At 65.2% G+C, this 17177-nt stretch carries 16 protein-coding genes; 12 read left to right on the forward strand and 4 right to left on the reverse strand.

All coding sequences use genetic code 11. The features are described 5' to 3' along the window. Positions 1-61 precede the first annotated feature (61 nt). The 6 genes from FJ957_RS15770 to FJ957_RS15795 all read left to right on the forward strand — a co-directional run bounded on the left by FJ957_RS15770 (position 62) and on the right by FJ957_RS15795 (position 5545). Complete coding sequence (locus FJ957_RS15770; RefSeq protein WP_140832830.1) at positions 62-1255, forward strand: divergent polysaccharide deacetylase family protein; 1194 nt, start codon at positions 62-64, stop codon at positions 1253-1255. A gap of 52 nt (positions 1256-1307) precedes the next feature. Next, positions 1308-1823: an RNA pyrophosphohydrolase gene (locus FJ957_RS15775; RefSeq protein WP_140832831.1), complete on the forward strand. Its 516-nt coding sequence runs from the start codon at positions 1308-1310 to the stop codon at positions 1821-1823. Positions 1824-1896: 73 nt separating this feature from the next. Next, positions 1897-3048: an alanine racemase gene (alr, locus tag FJ957_RS15780; protein WP_140832833.1), complete on the forward strand. Its 1152-nt coding sequence runs from the start codon at positions 1897-1899 to the stop codon at positions 3046-3048. 272 nt (positions 3049-3320) lie between these two features. Further along, the gene (gene rnk / locus FJ957_RS15785; RefSeq protein WP_246685855.1) at positions 3321-3728 is read left to right on the forward strand and encodes a nucleoside diphosphate kinase regulator; all 408 of its coding nucleotides are present in this window, start codon (positions 3321-3323) and stop codon (positions 3726-3728) included. Beyond that, positions 3725-4261 (forward strand): nucleoside-diphosphate kinase, encoded by a 537-nt coding sequence (locus FJ957_RS15790; RefSeq protein WP_140832837.1) that lies wholly within the window; start codon positions 3725-3727, stop codon positions 4259-4261. The genes rnk and FJ957_RS15790 overlap by 4 nt, the downstream gene beginning before the upstream one ends. Before the next feature lie 21 nt (positions 4262-4282). Next, positions 4283-5545, forward strand: a complete 1263-nt coding sequence (locus tag FJ957_RS15795) for a D-amino acid dehydrogenase (RefSeq protein ID WP_140832839.1) — start codon at positions 4283-4285, stop codon at positions 5543-5545. Between the two features lie 46 nt (positions 5546-5591). Here FJ957_RS15795 and FJ957_RS15800 read toward each other — a convergent pair whose 3' ends face one another. Both FJ957_RS15800 and FJ957_RS15805 read right to left on the reverse strand, forming a co-directional pair. Next, positions 5592-7751 (reverse strand): phosphatidylserine/phosphatidylglycerophosphate/cardiolipin synthase family protein, encoded by a 2160-nt coding sequence (locus FJ957_RS15800; RefSeq protein ID WP_140832841.1) that lies wholly within the window; start codon positions 7749-7751, stop codon positions 5592-5594. After that, entirely contained in the window at positions 7748-8188 is a 441-nt protein-coding gene (locus FJ957_RS15805; protein ID WP_140832843.1) for a hypothetical protein, read from the reverse strand. The genes FJ957_RS15800 and FJ957_RS15805 overlap by 4 nt, the downstream gene beginning before the upstream one ends. 379 nt (positions 8189-8567) lie before the next feature. Between FJ957_RS15805 and FJ957_RS15810 the strand changes: the two genes are divergently transcribed. Continuing rightward, positions 8568-9143 (forward strand): hypothetical protein, encoded by a 576-nt coding sequence (locus FJ957_RS15810; protein ID WP_140832845.1) that lies wholly within the window; start codon positions 8568-8570, stop codon positions 9141-9143. Here the strand turns inward: FJ957_RS15810 and FJ957_RS15815 are convergent. Next, positions 9140-10021, reverse strand: a complete 882-nt coding sequence (locus FJ957_RS15815) for a LysR family transcriptional regulator (protein ID WP_140832847.1) — start codon at positions 10019-10021, stop codon at positions 9140-9142. The two genes, FJ957_RS15810 and FJ957_RS15815, sit on opposite strands and share 4 nt — an antisense overlap. A 158-nt stretch (positions 10022-10179) precedes the next feature. Here FJ957_RS15815 and FJ957_RS15820 point away from each other — a divergent pair, with 158 nt between their 5' ends. Together FJ957_RS15820 and FJ957_RS15825 are read left to right on the forward strand one after the other, a co-directional pair. After that, positions 10180-11676, forward strand: a complete 1497-nt coding sequence (locus FJ957_RS15820) for a CoA-acylating methylmalonate-semialdehyde dehydrogenase (RefSeq protein WP_140832848.1) — start codon at positions 10180-10182, stop codon at positions 11674-11676. Positions 11677-11999: 323 nt separating this feature from the next. Then, positions 12000-12302, forward strand: coding sequence for a hypothetical protein (locus FJ957_RS15825; RefSeq protein ID WP_140832850.1), 303 nt, complete (start codon positions 12000-12002; stop codon positions 12300-12302). A gap of 155 nt (positions 12303-12457) precedes the next feature. Here FJ957_RS15825 and FJ957_RS15830 read toward each other — a convergent pair whose 3' ends face one another. Then, on the reverse strand, positions 12458-13162 hold the full coding sequence (locus FJ957_RS15830; RefSeq protein WP_246680862.1) for a GntR family transcriptional regulator: 705 nt from the start codon (positions 13160-13162) through the stop codon (positions 12458-12460). 69 nt (positions 13163-13231) lie between these two features. Here FJ957_RS15830 and FJ957_RS15835 point away from each other — a divergent pair, with 69 nt between their 5' ends. The 3 genes from FJ957_RS15835 to FJ957_RS15845 all read left to right on the forward strand — a co-directional run bounded on the left by FJ957_RS15835 (position 13232) and on the right by FJ957_RS15845 (position 16587). Then, a complete protein-coding gene (locus FJ957_RS15835; protein WP_140832852.1) occupies positions 13232-14167 on the forward strand; it encodes a dihydrodipicolinate synthase family protein in 936 nt (311 codons plus the stop codon). Positions 14168-14283: 116 nt separating this feature from the next. Further along, complete coding sequence (locus tag FJ957_RS15840) at positions 14284-15570, forward strand: FAD-binding oxidoreductase (protein WP_140833115.1); 1287 nt, start codon at positions 14284-14286, stop codon at positions 15568-15570. 15 nt (positions 15571-15585) lie between these two features. Continuing rightward, positions 15586-16587, forward strand: a complete 1002-nt coding sequence (locus tag FJ957_RS15845; protein ID WP_140832854.1) for a 4-hydroxyproline epimerase — start codon at positions 15586-15588, stop codon at positions 16585-16587. Positions 16588-17177: the final 590 nt, after the last annotated feature.

The following is a 17177-nucleotide window of genomic DNA, read 5'->3' on the forward strand; positions in this document are numbered from 1 at the left end:
GCGAAGTTTACGCGAGATGTCACGAAAAAGTGACCTTGGCGGGCTTCCGGGGAAACACGACTTGGCTGAGATCGGCAAGGATATCGAACGCCCGCTCGGACAGACGCTCCGGCCTCAGCGCAAGGCCTCGCGCGGCATCGGCTCCGGCACGCTCGTCGCTGTGCTGGCTGTGCTTGGCGTGATCGGCGTTTCCGGTGCTATCGCGCTGCGTGAAAAGCCGTTCCGCAAGCCAGAAGAAGTGGGAGTTTCGACGCCGAAGGTCACCGCTGCGCCTGCCGCTGCGGCGGCAGCGGCGCCCGCGCCGGCTCCGGTAGCCGCGGCGACGCCACAAGCCAGCACGCCGATGAAGAGCGGCGGCCCGCAGATCATCCACGTCCAGACCGAAGAGGGCGACGGCCCGCCGAAAGCGGCGATCGTCATTCGCGATCCGTCGACGCTCGGCCAGAACCTCAAGGTCGCCCATATCCCGGACAGGGCGCTGATCGAGGCCAGCGACACCGGTCCGCTGCCGATGCGCTCCGCCGACGGCAGGCGGCCTTTCGACGTCTATGCGCGGCCTTGGTCGGGCGCGCGCGGGGCGCGGGTGGCGATCGTCATCGGCGGGCTCGCCGTCTCGCAGACCGGCACGCAAGCGGCGATCGCCAAGCTGCCGGCCGAAGTGACGCTGGCTTTCGCGCCGCAAGGCAACAGCATCGGCCGCTGGATGCAGGCGGCAAGGCAGAGCGGGCATGAGATCGTCATGCAGGTGCCGCTCGAGCCATTCGATTATCCGAACGTCAATCCCGGCCGCAACACGCTGACGGTGTCGGCCAGCCCGGACGAGAACCTGAAGAGCCTGCACTGGGCGCTGTCGCGTACCACCAACTATACCGGGGTCATGAACTATATGGGCGCGCGCTTCTCGACCGACGCCTCGGCGATGGAACCGTTCATGGCCGAGCTCGGCAAGCGGGGGCTCGCCTATATCGACGACGGATCGTCCGCTCGCAGCGTTGCGCCTGACCTTGCGCTCAAGGACGGCGTGCCGTTCGTTGCCGGCGACATGGCGATCGATGCCGTGCAGGACCGCGGCGAAATCCTCAAGAAGCTGGACAGCCTGGAAGCGACGGCGCGGGCCAAGGGCTCCGCCGTCGGCATCGGTTCGGCCTTCGATATCACCGTCGACACGGTGACGTCCTGGATTGCCAAAGCGAAGAAGCGCGGCATCGAGATCGTGCCGATCTCGGCGGTGGCGATCGATCCGCAAAAAGGCTAACCCTACCCGCCTCGCCGAAGTCAATTCTCAAAGACGGCTGGAACGCTGACCCATGGCCAAGAAGATCGACCCTGAAACGCTGCCTTACCGTCCGTGCGTCGGGCTGATGATCCTCAACGGAGCGGGCCTGGTCTGGGTCGGGCACCGCATTGCCGAACCGGACAGCGAGTTCGCCGGCACGACGCAGCTTTGGCAGATGCCGCAAGGCGGCATCGACAAGGACGAAGAGCCGATCGAGGCCGCGGGCCGCGAACTCTATGAGGAGACCGGCATGCGCAGCGTGTCGCTGCTGGCCGAGGCGCCGCACTGGATCAATTACGACCTGCCGCCGCATCTGGTCGGCGTCGCCTTCAAGGGCCGCTATCGCGGCCAGACGCAGAAATGGTTCGCCTACCGCTTCGAGGGCGACGAAAGCGAGATCGAGATCAATCCGCCGCCCGGCGGCCACACCGCCGAATTCGACGAATGGGCCTGGCGGCCGATGCGGGATCTGCCGGAGCTGATCGTGCCGTTCAAGCGCAAGGTCTACGAGCAGGTCATCGCAGCATTCCAGCATCTCGTCCCCTGAGCGGTCGTCCGCCCCGGTTGTCGCGCCGGCCCTGTGGCCGTATTGATTGCCGATGCAATGAGCGGGGGTCGCCATGAACGACGACACCGGACGCGGGTTTCCGGCACATGATGCAAGCAGCGGTTCGACGGTGAGCGAGGCGGCCGCCGGCGCGATCCTGACGATCGACCTCGGGGCCATCCGGGAAAACTACCGCCGGCTAAAGCTGCGACTCGACGGCGTTCGCTGCGCGGGCGTGCTCAAGGCCGACGGCTACGGGCTTGGCGCCGCGCAAGTGGCATCGGCGCTGGCGAAGGAGGGCTGCGACATCTTTTTCGTCGCGCTGCTCGGCGAGGGCATCGCGCTGCGCAAGGCGATCGGGCCCGGGCCCGACATCTTCGTGCTGAACGGGCTGCCTCCGGGTTCTGAACCGGAAGCCGCGGCGGCCGGGCTTTGGCCGGTCGTCAACAGCGCCATGCAACTGAAGGCCTGGCGCGAGATCGCGCGAGCGATGGGCCGGAGCCTTGCCGCCGCCATCCAGGTCGACAGCGGCATGGCCCGGCTCGGCATGGCGCCGGCGGAAGTCGAGGCGGTGGTGGGCGAGGCCGGCGCCTTCGACGGCGTCGACATCCGTTTCGTGATGAGCCATCTCGCCCGCGCCGACGAGCCGCAACAGGCGGCGAACGAGAAGCAGCGACGCGAATTCGAATTGCTGCGCAAGATGCTGCCCGCGGCGCCCGCCTCCCTGGCCAATTCGTCCGGCATCTTTCTCGGGCCGGCCTACCACTACGACCTTGCCCGCCCGGGAGCCGCGCTCTACGGCGTCAATCCGACGCCCCATGCACCCAATCCGATGCTGCCGGTGATAGGGCTGCAAGCCAAGGTGGCGCAGACGCGGCAGGTCGGCGCGGGCGCGGGCATCGGCTACGGCCACACCCATCAAGCCGAGGGGCCGCTCAGGCTGGCGACCATTTCGCTGGGCTATGGCGACGGCTGGCACCGGCGCGCCGCTTCGGCCGCCTGGTTCGAGGGCGTGCGGTTGCCGTTCATCGGGCGCGTGTCGATGGACTCGATCGTCCTCGACATTTCGGCGCTTACGGCAGGCCGGCTCGGCGAAGGCGACCTCGTCGAGCTCATCGGTCCTTCGCAAAGCGTCGACGACGCGGCCGGCCACGCCGGCACCATCGGCTACGAGATATTGACCAGCCTGGGTGCACGCTTTCACCGCCGTTACATTGGTTCCTGAAGCGGGGGCTTGCTTGACAAGCCGGGACTTCTCGGCAAGGTTCTGCGCATGAGCAACATCGCTTATACCAAAACCTGCTTCAGGGTTTGCCCCATCGCGGGAGCGTAGCCCCGGCGTGGCCGCCAATGCCGGCGGCCGCGTGAACAGGGGCGTTTGAATTCCAGACAATTTCATCGAGCCGGTGGCCTTTGCGGTCCGGCTTTGTTCGCCGCCCTCGACGTGGCGGCTTGCGCGCATTCGCTTCGCCGATGCGCCAGCATATGAGGTATGCCATGCCCACAGCAACGCAATCGCGTTCCACCATCCTTGTCAGCGCGGCGGATCACGAGCGGCTGAGCAGTCTCGCCAGGGCCTTTCTCAACCGTACGCCCGATATGGCCGAGGACCTGCTTGCCGAGATGGACCGCGCCCGGGTCGCCACCGAGGCGGGAATGCCCGCCGACGTGGTGCGAATGGGCTCGACGGTGACGCTTCAGGATCCGGAAGGAAGCCTTCAGACGGTGACGCTGGTCTATCCGGCGGAGGCCGACATCGCCGAAAGACGCATATCGGTGCTGACGCCGCTTGGAACGGCGCTGATCGGCGCGCGCGCCGGCCGCAGGGTCTCCTGGCGCAGCCGCGACAGTCGGGTCCTCTCGGCTACGATCGACGCCGTCGAACAGACGCGGAGGACGGCATGACCAGGACGGTCTACCGCCTGACGGCCAAGGACTTCGCGGTGATCGAGGCGATGCTGATGCGTCGCCGCGCGTTTGCCGATCCGATCGCGCCGATGCTCGAACGCAAGCTCGCCGAAAGCCGCGTCATTGCGACGGGAACCGTCGAGCCCGACCTTGCCACGCTCAACAGCCGGGTGACTTTCCGCTTCGGCGGCGGTCCATCGCAAACGCGGACGCTGGTGCAGGCCGAAGCATCCGCTCCCGTCGGCTCCAGCCTGCCGGTCGCCACGTGGCGCGGCCTTTGCCTGCTTGGCATGAAAGCGGGCCAATCGGCGCTGGCCGAGCGGCCCGACGGCCCTGCCGAGGAGGTCCTTCTCGAGGATGTGGCCTATCAGCCGGAGGCCGCGCGGCGAGCGGCGCGGGATCGCGCCGCCGAGCGACCTCACCACGGCCTCAGGCTGGTCCACAGCGCATCCGCCGGTGACTGGCCCCTTGGCGGGCGCGGCAAAATCCGGCAGACAGAAGGGGACGATCCAGGCCCTTCCGCGGCATGATCGGCTTTGAGGGAGCATAGAATGAAAGTCATCGTGCTGGGCGGCGGCGTGATCGGGGTCACCACCGCCTACTTCCTCGCCGAGGCCGGTCATGAAGTGACCGTCTACGATCGCCAGCCGGGGCCGGCGCTCGAAACCAGCTTCGCCAATGCCGGCGAAGTATCGCCGGGCTATGCCTCGCCCTGGGCCGGGCCCGGCATCCCGGTCAAAGCCGTCAAATGGCTGTTGATGAAATACGGACCGCTTGTCGTGCGGCCGGCCTTCGACCCGAATATGTGGACGTGGCTCCTCAAGATGCTGCGCAACTGCACGGCCGAGCGCTACGCGCTCAACAAGTCGCGCATGGTGCCGCTTGCCGAATACAGCCGCGACACGCTGAAGGCGCTGCGCGAGGCGACCGGCATCACTTACGACGAACGCAGCAAAGGCACGCTGCAGCTCTTCCGCAAGCAGAAGCAGCTCGACGGCACCGGCGGCGACGTCGAGGTGCTCAAGAAATATGATGTGCCTTACGAGATTCTCGACCGCGACGGCTGTGTCGCGGCCGAGCCGGCCCTTGCGGCGGTGCGCGAGAAGTTCGTCGGGGGCCTCAGGCTTCCGGGCGACGAGACCGGCGACTGCAAGATGTTCACCGACAAGCTCGCGGAACTCTGCTTAGCGCGCGGCGTGACCTTCGAATACGGCTCGACCATCCGGCGCATCGTCAGGAACCGCAATCGCCTCACCAATGTGCTGACCGATCGCGGATGGAGATCCGCGGACGCCTTCGTGATGGCGATGGGCAGCTATTCGGCGCAGTTCATGCGCTCGCTGGGGCGGCCGATTCCAGTCTATCCGGTCAAGGGCTATTCGATCACCGTGCCGATCAGCAATGCCGAGGCAGCACCGGTGTCGACCGTCATGGACGAGACCTACAAGGTGGCGATCACCAGGCTCGGCGACCGCATCCGCGTCGGCGGCACGGCGGAGATTTCGGGCTATGATCTTCGCCTGCAGGAATCGCGCCGCCGCACGCTCGAACACTCGGTCGGCGATCTCTTTCCGGGTGGCGGCGACCTCAAGGCGGCGAGCTTCTGGTGCGGCTTGCGGCCGATGACGCCGGACGGACCGCCCTTGATCGGGCAAAGCGAGGTCGCCAACCTCTATCTCAACACCGGGCACGGCACGCTCGGCTGGACCATGGCCTGCGGCTCCGCCAAGGTGCTTGCCGACATCATGTCGAACCGGGTGCCGGAGATCAACGCGCGCGACCTCAGCCCGGAGCGGTATCTGAAGCCCATCTAAGGCGCGCCGATATTCAAGTGATGCCGGCCCTGTCGAGTGGTGGTGTTCAAAACGCTTCCCTGACCCAGGTGTCGCTGAACAGCAGCCGGTAGGCCCAGCCGATGGTGACATTGGTGGCGACCGGGCGCGAATGGGCGAGGTAATCGTCATAGACCGGCTTCATTCGGCGGTAGAAAGCCGGATCGAGCACGACCATGCCGTTTTCCGAGTCATGGAAGAAGCTGCGGTTGTTGAGGTTGACCGAGGAGATGGCGACCAGCCTTTCGTCGATCATCATGATCTTGGAATGCAGCACGACGTCCGGCGCCTTGAACTCGCGGATGTCGATGCGGTCGCCATATTTCTCGACGAACAGCTTGTTGAGCGCGGTGAGGAAGCGGCCGCCGATATCGCCCTTGAGGTCGATACGGCCGACGACGTCGATCTTCACGCCCCTGGCCAGCGCCCGGTCGATGGCCCGGGCGATATCCGGCGTCAGGTTAAGGTACGGATTGACGATCTCGATGCGATGCTCGGCGGTGTCGATCAGTTCGACGAAATAGGCTTCCAGCGCGTGCCCGTCCTCGTAAGGCACGGAAATGAAATGCCGCGCCACGCCGCGCGGGCTTCCACCGGGAACCGGAATGGAAAACGGTCGCGACAGGTTGGTGTCGGCGTCGCGCAGCCAGATTGTCGACATATGCGCGGCCAACGTCTCGACGGTCGCCGGGTCGGCGATCTCGATGTCGAAGTCGCTCCAGTTGGAATAGTAATTCAGCGAGAAGCCGTCGGTCTTGCCGTATTGCTCCAGGTCCGGATAGCGCGTCAGGTCGACGGGCTTGTGGAACAGAAAGCCGTCATGGATGTTGCGGCCGCCGATGATCACGCGCGAGCGTCCAGGATGCTCGGCCAACGTCGCCAGCATCTTGATATGGTGAACCTTGTGCAACTGCGAGATCTGCTCGTCGAACGGCGCGCCGTGGTCCGCCTGCCAGCGATATTCCTGTAATTGGACGTTAGGGAACTCAGCCGCGAGCCGGTGCAGCAGCGCGTCGTCCTTCTCACGCTCCAGCACGTCGGTCACCAGGATGCGCACCTTGGTGCCAAGCGCTGCATGATGGCGGATCAGCCGCTCCATGATGCGGCCGGAGAAATCCGCCTTGAACTCCAGCGACGACAAATAGATCAGCTTAAGTTTCGGCGCGCTTGAGAAGTCGAGCGGCAGTTCTGGGTCGGCCTTGTCGAAGGCGCTGTCGGGCAGTGTCCGGCCGAGCAGCGCCTCGACCTTGGCGTTGAAGCCGTCGCGCGATTTGCGCAGCAGGGTCGGCGACCCCAGCGCCAGCGCGCAGGTCTGCGACAGCCAGCGGCTGGCATAAAAAACGCGGTCGAGTTCCTCCATCCCCGCCGGGTCGGGCACCGGGCAGCGGTCGTAGCGGCTGTCGAGCTTCGCGATCCAGGGGTCGGCGGTCTCCTCGCGCAGCAAGGTCAGCGGCGCGCCGGCCGGCGCCAGGGTGGAGCCGACGCGCAGATCGCAGCGGGTCAGCGCCTGGTCCGGAAACAGGCCGACGGAGGTTTCGGCGACGGGCAGGCTTAGATGGAATGGGGAGGCCGCGGCGACGGTGATGGATCGCCCCGACGCGCGGATCGCGAGCGGGCCGTTGCAGGTGCCGCCGATGTCGACTTGCAGGTGCCCCGCCTGGCGCAACACGATCTCGACCGAGCGCGCCTGCAGGCCGGAGAAGCTGAAGGTCTTGGGCGCCGAGGGCCGCGCGGCGGCATCGAGATAGAGCGTCTGGCGCGACATGCGCCAACGGCCGGTGAACCGGCCTTCGCCCGGCTCGCCTCGTGTCGGCGTCAGCTCGGTGCCGTCGAGCGGTTTGGCGAGCCGTTGCAGTGTCGGATAGGTCGTGTGGAAGCCGCTGTTCTGGACATCTCGCCAGTCGCGGCCGAAACGGCCGGTGCCGTTGGCGCGGTCGAGCGCATCGAGGCGGCTTTGGGCGAGCAGCGCCTGGAACTGCTTGTCATAGGCGCTGTTGCCGTCGCCTGCGAAGTAGTGAGCTCCGGCTATCTCGGCGCCGCTGCTGTCCGCCGAGACCGGCAAGCGGCCGCAGGCGCCGTCGCCTGGAAAGAAGGCGCAGGCCGAATGCCCAGGCATGCCGGCGCAACCGGCAAGCGCTGCCAGCGCCAGTCCAAGCAACGCCCTGGTTAAGGCCGACCCGAGCCTCATCCAGTTGCCCCGTTCATGGCCTTGAGCTGGGCCGGGTTGCGCGGCGGCATGAAGCCTTGCGGAAAGATCCTGCAGACCGGAAACGCGAAGGTGGCGATCAGCAATTCTGCCTCGTTTCGCATTTTGCGCGGCGCCGTCCGGTCGTCGCGGATCGTCCTCGCGGAGGCGACAAGCGCTCCGTCGCAGTCGCAATGATTGTGCCGGGCAATGTAGCAGGCGTCGTGGACCTGGCAGGCGGCGTCGAGACGGTCGACCGGCTTTGCCGACAGATCGCCGGTGCGGGTGCCCGGGCCGCAATAATTGCCGATGACGAAAGGCGAGGGGCGCGCCATGGCGTAGCGGATCGGCTTCGGCAGCTCCGCTTCCGGAACCTTCGTCCAAGGGTTGGCGCAGTCCGACAGAAAAATCAGCGGCAAAATCGCAAGTACGGCTCGCATTTCTCCGCCGGCGTTCCGAAGATTGTCCCCAGAGCGTTTCACCGTTTCACGGAAACGGCGAACACTCTATCTCCTTGCTTTGACGCAATTCCAGACGGAAGGCTACGGCAAAGGCGCCGAGCCTAGCCGCTCACACTTTTCCTGGAATTGCTCTAAAGCGCGTCGCGCTGAAACGGATTCAGGCGACGCGCTTTAGGTCCTTGTTTTGATGCATGTCGTTGTCCCAGAACCGCTGCACACTTCTGGGCGACACGCGTTAGCGCTCCATCATGGCATGGCGAAGCGCGCTGACGCCACAGTCGCCGAATTTGTGGCGGAGGCAAGGCGGCAACAACCAACTGGCTGTGATAGGGATCGGACGCGGCGAGGGGACTTTGGGATGCGTGTTTTTCTTGTTGCGGCGGCGGCCTCATATCTGACCTGCACCCCGGTGGCGTTTGCCGCGGACAAGACCGTTCACGACAAGGAGCACGGCTTTTCGCTGACCTATCCCGAGGAATGGACGAGCGAAACCACCTTTGGCAATACCATGCGGCTCAAGGTCAAATCCGGCGAAGAAGGCCTAACCTGCAGGGTGTCGCAAAATCTCTACGACCCGACCGCCCCGGACAATCCGCCCGATCCCAGGGCATTCATCGAGAAGGACTGGTCGGCGGAAAACTGGCAGACCATGATCGGCGTCGCTTATCAGTCGGCCGGCTTCAGCCAGGACCGGCTGGCGCATTTTCCGGACGGCTATCCGGTGCGGGTCGCCGACATGGATTTCCACTACGCCGACGACAATGTCAGCTTCTACGGCCATTCCCGCATCGCGCTGACGCTGCGCAGCTCGCATTACGGCTTCGTCGATTGCGGGGTCACGGGCGACAGCGCCGACGAGGCGGCGCGCAAATGGGCGCCGCTTGCGGACGAAGCCGGGAAAGTGGTGAGTTCGTTCGTGCTCGACGCGGATTAGACAAAAAGTCCGCGCTCGCGTTCCACCACTTTGGTGATGAAATTGGCGACGAGCTGGACGCGGCGCAGCGGCCTCACCGATTCATGATAGACCAGCCAGTAGGCGCGGCGGATGGGCGCGACGATGTCGACCGGCACCAGCTCCGGCATCGAACGGGCAACGAAAGTGTGCAGGATGCCGATCCCGGCGCCGGAGCGTACCGCTTCGGCCTGGCCGAGCGCCGAGGAGATGGCGAAGCTGGTGCGCCATTCGGGGCTGAACTCGGCGGCATAGTCGAGCGACGGGCTGACGATGAGGTCCGGCACATAGCCGATCAGCGTGTGCCGGCCGAGCTCGGCCGGCGTTTTGGGCAGGCCGTTGGCCTCGGCATAGGCGCGGGAGGCGAAGAGGCCGAGCGTATAGTCGACCAGCTTGCCCGCCACCAGCCGGCCTTCGGTCGGCCGCTCGACGGTGATCGCGATATCGGCCTCGCGCCTGGACAGCGAGAAGGAGCGCGGCACCGGCACCAGCTGGATGGTGAGCTCGCGATGCAGCGCGGTCAGTTCGCCCAGCCGCTTTGCCAGGAAGGCGACGCCAAATCCGTCGGGCGCGCCGATGCGCACGGTGCCCGAAACGTCGTCGCCCTCACCGGCGATGGTCGAGCGCGCGGCGATCATGTCGCTTTCCATGCGCTCGGCTATGTCGAGGAAGCGCTCGCCGGCCGGCGTCAATTCGCTGCCGGTGGTCAGGCGGCGGAAGAGCTTTGTCCTCAGCGCCTCCTCGAGCGCGGCGATGCGGCGCGAGACGGTGGCGTGGTTGAGCTCAAGGCGCTTGGCGGCGCCGAGGATCTGCCCGGCGCGCGCCACGGCCAGGAAGATGCGGACGTCATCCCAGTTCATAGGAAATCCCCGACGACAGCGCACCTGTCATTTGCGACAATTAATGCACACTCCATTGTCGTTGTCTATTTTCCGCACAACGGTTGCGTTTTGGCTCGCGTTGCCATCGCCGCCGCAAAGGCGGATAATGCATCATCACCAAACAAGGGAGAGAAGGCATGATCGAATACGGTCATTTCATCGGCGGCAAGCGTGTCGCCGGCACCAGCGGCCGCAAGCAGGATGTGATGCAGCCGATGGACGGCTCCGTGCGCGGCACGGTGGCGCTTGCCTCGCAGGCGGAACTGCGCGCCGCGGTCGAGAACGCCAAGGCGGCGCAGCCGAAATGGGCCGCCACCAACCCGCAGCGCCGCGTGCGCGTGCTGATGAAATTCCTCGAGCTGGTCGCCCGCGACTATGACGAACTGGCCGACATCCTGGCGCGCGAGCACGGCAAGACGATCGCCGACGCGCGCGGCGACATCCAGCGCGGCCTCGAAGTGGTGGAGGTCTGCATCGGCGCCCCGCACATGATGAAGGGCGAGTTCACCGACGGCGCCGGCCCCGGCATCGACGTCTATTCGATGCGCCAGCCGCTCGGCGTCGTCGCCGGCATCACGCCGTTCAACTTCCCGGCCATGATTCCGCTGTGGAAGATCGCGCCGGCCATCGCCTGCGGCAACGCCTTCATCCTGAAGCCGTCCGAGCGCGATCCGGGCGTGCCGATCCGTATCGCCGAACTGTTCATCGAGGCCGGCCTGCCTGCCGGCATCCTCAACGTCGTCAACGGCGACAAGGAAGTGGTCGACGCCATCCTCGACGATCCGGACATCAAGGCGATCGGCTTTGTCGGCTCGACACCGATCGCGCACTACATCTATTCGCGCGGCACCGCAGCCGGCAAGCGTGTGCAGTGCTTCGGCGGCGCCAAGAACCACATGATCATCATGCCCGACGCCGACATGGACCAGACGGTCGACGCGCTGATCGGCGCCGGCTACGGCTCGGCCGGCGAGCGCTGCATGGCGATCTCGGTGGCCGTCCCGGTCGGCAACGACACCGCCAACCGGCTGATGGAGAAGCTGGTGCCGCGCGTGGAAAGCCTGAAGGTCGGTCCGTCGACCGATTCGGCGGCCGATTTCGGCCCGCTGGTGACGGCACAAGCGCTGGAGCGCGTGAAGAGCTATGTCGATATCGGCGTCAAGGAAGGCGCCAAGCTCGTCGTCGACGGTCGCGGCTTCAAGATGCAGGGCTATGAGAACGGCTACTATATGGGCGGCTGCCTGTTCGACAACGTGACGGCCGACATGCGCATCTACAAGGAAGAGATCTTCGGGCCGGTGCTGTCGGTGGTGCGCGCGCCGCGCTACGAGGACGCGATCAAGCTCGCCAACGACCACGAGATGGGCAATGGCGTCGCCATCTTCACCCGCGACGGCGATGCGGCGCGCGACTTCGCATCCAGAGTCCAGGTCGGCATGGTCGGCGTCAACGTGCCGATCCCGGTTCCGATCGCCTACTACACCTTCGGCGGCTGGAAGGCGTCGTCCTTCGGCGATCTCAACCAGCATGGTCCGGACGCCTTCCGCTTCTACACCAAGACCAAGACGGTTACGTCGCGCTGGCCGTCCGGTATCAAGGACGGTGCGGAATTCGTCATCCCGACGATGAACTGACCGGACAGGTCGTCCAAGCCAACATTGGGGAGGCGCGGTGCAAGCCGCGCCTTCTTTTTATGGATGCAGGTGGAATGCTGCGGCTTTCGTCCACCAGCTTTGCACCGTCCAGCTCACGCCGCCAAAAGCGAAGCGCAACTTCAGGTGCATGAATTCTGGTGCATCGCGCCAGGAGAGCATCCGCACCTTCTAATAATTCCATCGCCCTGTGATGGAACCAACAGACCACCCTCCGTCTTAGGCTGTATTCCTGCCATGCGTGCAGGCAAATCAAACAGCGCCGGTGGCAGCCGGGGTTCGCGTCTGGCGCGAGGAGGTGTCAGATGAAACGATTTCTTATGGCGACAATGCTGGCGGCGGCGGTGGTGACCGGTGGATCGGCGTCGGCGAACGCGGCGACGCAATGCGCTCCGCGCGCCGACATCATCAAGTCGCTCGGCGACAAGTTCCACGAAAGCGAGGCCGGGCGTGGCCTGATCAATCCCAACGTTGTGCTCGAAATCTTCGTGTCGGATCAGGGCAGCTGGACCGTGCTTGCCTCCGACACCAAGGGGCAAAGCTGCATCCTTTCCGTGGGCGAGGGTTGGGACAGCCCTACGATCGCGGCAGCCATGCCAGGCGCCTGAAGTCGCCAGGGAGCTGGGGTGAGCCACAACGGTTCCTCCGGTCGAGCGTCAAATTGCACCACGGAAGACGCTGGCAGCGGCATTCGAGGAGAAGCGGCTGGGCTATGGTGTGGCAGCCGGGAGGCTGAGGACGCCTCGGGCAGGCGCTGACCCGCTCAGCGCGTAGCGGCCACCTCGGCATGACCGCGCAGCAGCGCCATCAGTTTCTTGGCGTCCTTGGCGGCGCCTTCCTCGTCGCCGTCGAGGATGGAACGGATCAGCGCCACGTGGTGCTCGGCTGATTCGGCCAGCCCGGTGTCGGCTTTGTAGCGATACCAGAAGCGGCGGCTGTGCGTCTGCAAGGGGGCGGCCACGCGCGCCGCGAAGGGGTTGTCGGCGGCGATTGCCAGCGCCTCGTCGAGCGCCTTGTCGGCTTGGATGAAGGCAAGCACGTTGCCGGAGATCACTGCCTTCTGCATGGCCAGGGCCGCCTCGTGAAACAGGTCGGCGGCCTCGCGGGTGACGAAGCGGGCGGCCGAGCGGGCGAGCACCACCTCGATGCCGCGCCGCGCATCCAGCACCCGCAGCCAGTCGCCGGCGTGAAGCGGCGCGACCGCGATGCCCGCGCGAGGCCTGATATCCAGCAGTCCTTCCCAGGCGAGCCTCTGGATCGCCTCGCGCACGGGGGTGCGTCCGAGACCCAGCCGCTCGATCAGCGCGCCTTCGGTGACGAAGCTCGACGGCGCCAGCTCAAGCGTGACGATCATATGCTCCAGCGCGCGGTAGGCCTTGGTCGCCGCCGGCTCGAAGGCCGCGTTCGTGTCAGCGGATATCAGTGGGGAGATCAATGGCAGGCTCCTGATATATTTTTCATATATCATAATGGATTCAGCGTTGACGAGCCAGCTTTTAATAGATATACGACTGATATATCAATGGAGAAACAAGCCATGTGGACCGGAGTTTTCCCCGCCGTCACGACCAAATTCACTGCCGACGACCGGCTCGACCATGCCGAGATGGAGCGCTGCTACGGACTGCAGATCGAGGCCGGCTGCGACGGCATCATCGTGTGCGGCTCGCTCGGCGAAGGGCCGATGCTGTCGCCGGACGAAAAGATCGAAGTGCTGAAGACGGCGCAGAAAGTCGCCGGCAAGAAACCGGTGCTTTTGACCGTCAACGAGCCCGGCACGCGCGAGGCGGCGAGCATTGCGAAGCGCGCCGCCAAGGAAGGCGCCGACGGCCTGATGGTGGTGCCGAGCCCGATCTACCACACCAATCCGCAAGAGACGGTCGCCGCCCTTCGTGCGGTCGCGGAAGCCGGCGACCTGCCGGTGATGATCTATTCCAACCGGCTCGCCTATCGCGTCGACGTGACCATCGACCTGATGGAAGAACTGGCGTCGGACAAGCGCTTCGTCGCCATCAAGGAATCGTCCGACGACATCCGCCGCTCGACCGAGATCATCAATAGATTCGGCGACCGCTACGATCTCTTCACCGGGGTCGACAATCTCGCCTTCGAGGCGCTGTCGGTCGGCGCGATCGGCTGGGTCGCCGGCCTTGTCACCGCCTTCCCGCGCGAGACGGTGGCGATCTACCAACTGATGAGAGAGGGCCGCCGCGAGGAAGCGCTGGCGATCTACCGCTGGTTCCGGCCCTTGCTCGACCTCGATGTCTCCACCTATCTGGTCCAAAACATCAAGCTTGCCGAAGTGCTGGCGATCGGTACCAATGACCGTGTGCGCATGCCGCGCCAGCCGCTGTCGGGCGAGCGCCGCAAGGCGGTCGAGAAGATCGTGCGGGATGCGCTGGCGGTGCGGCCGAAGCTGCCGTCGCCCCAGGACTCTCCTCGATCGGCAGAGAAGATGGTGGCAGCCGAATAAGGGACAGCACTGACGTGCAGAAAAATTCCGAGGAGGGGCGCCGCCCCTCATCCGCCCTTCGGGCGCCGCGGCCCTCCGCTGTCGCTGCGGGCGTTCGTCATTCGGAAAGCCAAGCAATTGGCTTTCCGCCCGCTACGCGGAACACTCCTCACCCCCGTGAACGGGGAGAAGGGGAAGACATCGCCATCATCGGTGGCGGCATCGTCGGTATCTGCGCCGCGACTCTGCTCTCAGAGGCGGGCCGCGGCGTCACCGTCTTCGACCGTACCGGCATCTGCGAAGAGACGAGCTCCGGCAATGCCGCCGCTTTCGCCTTCTCCGACGTGCTGCCGCTGGCGCATAAGGGCATGATCCGGCAATTGCCGAAATGGCTCGCCGACCCGCTCGGGCCTTTGGCCATCCCGCCGGCCTATCTGCCCAAGCTGCTGCCCTGGCTGGTCCGCTTCTGGTGCGCGGGCGCCACCAAACACTACGAAGCGAGCCTGGCGGCGCAGGTCGGTATGATGAAGCTCGCCGAAGCCGAATGGATGGGACTGCTCGACCGCTCCGGCACGCGGCCGATGCTGCGCGAGGATGGTTCGCTGGAATTCTATGAGAGCGAGGCGGAGTTCCGTGCCTCGCTGCCCGGCTGGGCCGAGCGCGGGCGCTTCGGCATCGGCTTTCGCCATGTCGAGGGCGAAGAAATGGCAGCGCTCCAGCCAGGTCTTGCGCCGCGCTTCGTCAAGGGCACCTTCGTGCCAGGCTGGAAAACGGTCGCCGACCCCAAGCTGCTCGGCAAGGCGGTCTGGGCTTATGCGGAAAAGCTCGGCGCCCGTTTCGAGCATGCGCGTATCGAACGCGTGGAAGCGGACGCAAACGGAGCGACGATCGTCCTAGCCGACGGCACCAGGCGGAGGGCAAAGAAACTCCTGATCGCCGCGGGCGCCTGGTCGCATCTCCTGGCAAGAAATATCGGCGACCGCATCCCGCTCGAAACCGAGCGGGGCTATAACACGACGCTGCCGGTGTCCGCCTTCGACGTGAAGCGGCAGCTGATCTTTTCCGGGCATGGCTTCGTCATCACGCCGTTGGAAACGGGTCTGCGCGTCGGCGGCGCCGTCGAACTCGGCGGTATCGAGCGACCGCCGAATTTCGCCCGCTCGAAGGCGATGCTGGAGAAGGCGAAGCGTTTCCTGCCCGGGCTCGATTCGTCGGGCGGCCGCGAGTGGATGGGTTATCGCCCGTCGCTGCCGGACTCCTTGCCGGTGATCGGCGCGGCGCGCGCGCCGAATGTCTTTTATGCCTTCGGGCACGGCCATCTCGGCCTGACCCAGTCGGCGGCGACCGGTCGCTTGATCCGCGATCTCGTTCTCGGGCAGACTCCGCCGCTCGATCTCACCCCTTTCAATCCGCAGCGGTTCTGACAGTCAGGAATGGTCATGGCCAAAAAATCCTTCTTCTGCATCGACGGCCACACCTGCGGCAATCCGGTGCGCCTTGTCGCCGGCGGCGGGCCGCTGCTCGAGGGCTCGACGATGATGGAGCGGCGGGCGCATTTCCTCGCCGAATATGACTGGATCCGCACCGGGCTGATGTTCGAGCCGCGCGGCCATGACGTGATGTCGGGCTCGATCCTTTATCCGCCGACGCGCGAGGACTGCGACATCGCCATCCTGTTCATCGAGACCTCGGGCTGCCTGCCGATGTGCGGCCACGGCACCATCGGCACGGTGACGATGGCGATCGAGCATGGGCTGGTGAAGCCGAAGACGCCAGGCGTGCTGAGGCTCGACACGCCGGCCGGCCTTGTCATCGCCGAATACAAGCAGGTCGGCGAATATGTCGAGGAGGTGCGCATCACCAACGTGCCGTCCTTCCTCCATGCCGAAGGCCTTACCGTCGAATGCCCGGTGCTCGGCGAGATCAGCGTCGACGTCGCCTATGGCGGCAATTTCTACGCCATCGTCGAGCCGCAGCAGAATTACCGGGACATGGCCGACTATTCGGCGGGCGACCTCATCGCCTGGAGCCCGGTGGTGCGGCAGCGCCTCAACGAGAAATACTCCTTCGTGCATCCGGAGAATCCCGGCATCAACCGGCTGTCGCACATGCTGTGGACCGGCAAGCCGAAGCATGCCGAAGCCGATGCCCGCAACGCCGTGTTCTATGGCGACAAGGCGATCGACCGCAGCCCTTGCGGCACCGGCACCTCGGCACGCATGGCGCAGCTCCATGCCAAGGGCAGGCTCAAGCCCGGCGACAGTTTTGTCCACGAATCCATCATCGGCTCGCTGTTCAAGGGCAGGGTCGAAAAAGAGGTCAGCATCGCCGGCAAGCCGGCGATCATCCCTTCGATCGGCGGCTGGGCCCGCATGACCGGGCTGAACACGATCTTCATCGACGACCGCGATCCGTTCGCGCACGGCTTCGTCGTCACCTGATACGATCAGCCGGCAGGCGCTTCGGCTTCGGTTTCCGCTTTCGCCGACACCTGATCGCGGAACCAGTCGCCTCGCGAAAGACCTCGATCGGGCAAAGGGCGACACCGTGGCCGGCGATGACCGCCGTCGCCAGGATGGTGAAATCCGCAAAGACCGGGCCGCTTCCGACATCGCTGCCGCCGCTCGAAAAGCACAGTCTCAATGGAGAGGGAGGCTCCGCTTGCTGAGACGTCGCCTCAAGGCTTTTCCACTTCGGCGCGGCGTCTTCCGCCGAAGGCGTCTCGCCGTCACATGGCCGTCACAGATGGCGCAAACCTCACCCAACGGAAGGCGCGGCGGTTGAAAAGCAGCGCCTCGGTTCTTGCAAGAATTCTTCTCATCAACTTATTTTGACGCCGATTTCTTCGACATGAGGCCCATCATAAGGTTGAATCGTCAAAGACATTGCGTTGTGCCAATGCTACGGTCCGCGATAGTCCAGGGGTCGGGCGCGAAAAAAACGGGCAATCGGACGGCGTGCTTCCAAACCACGCAGAGCGATTGAAAAATCACGTTGCAATCCGGGCTCGAAACTTTACGACTAGGGGAAA

This window comes from Mesorhizobium sp. B2-4-6, assembly GCF_006442775.1.
Lineage (GTDB): Bacteria > Pseudomonadota > Alphaproteobacteria > Rhizobiales > Rhizobiaceae > Mesorhizobium.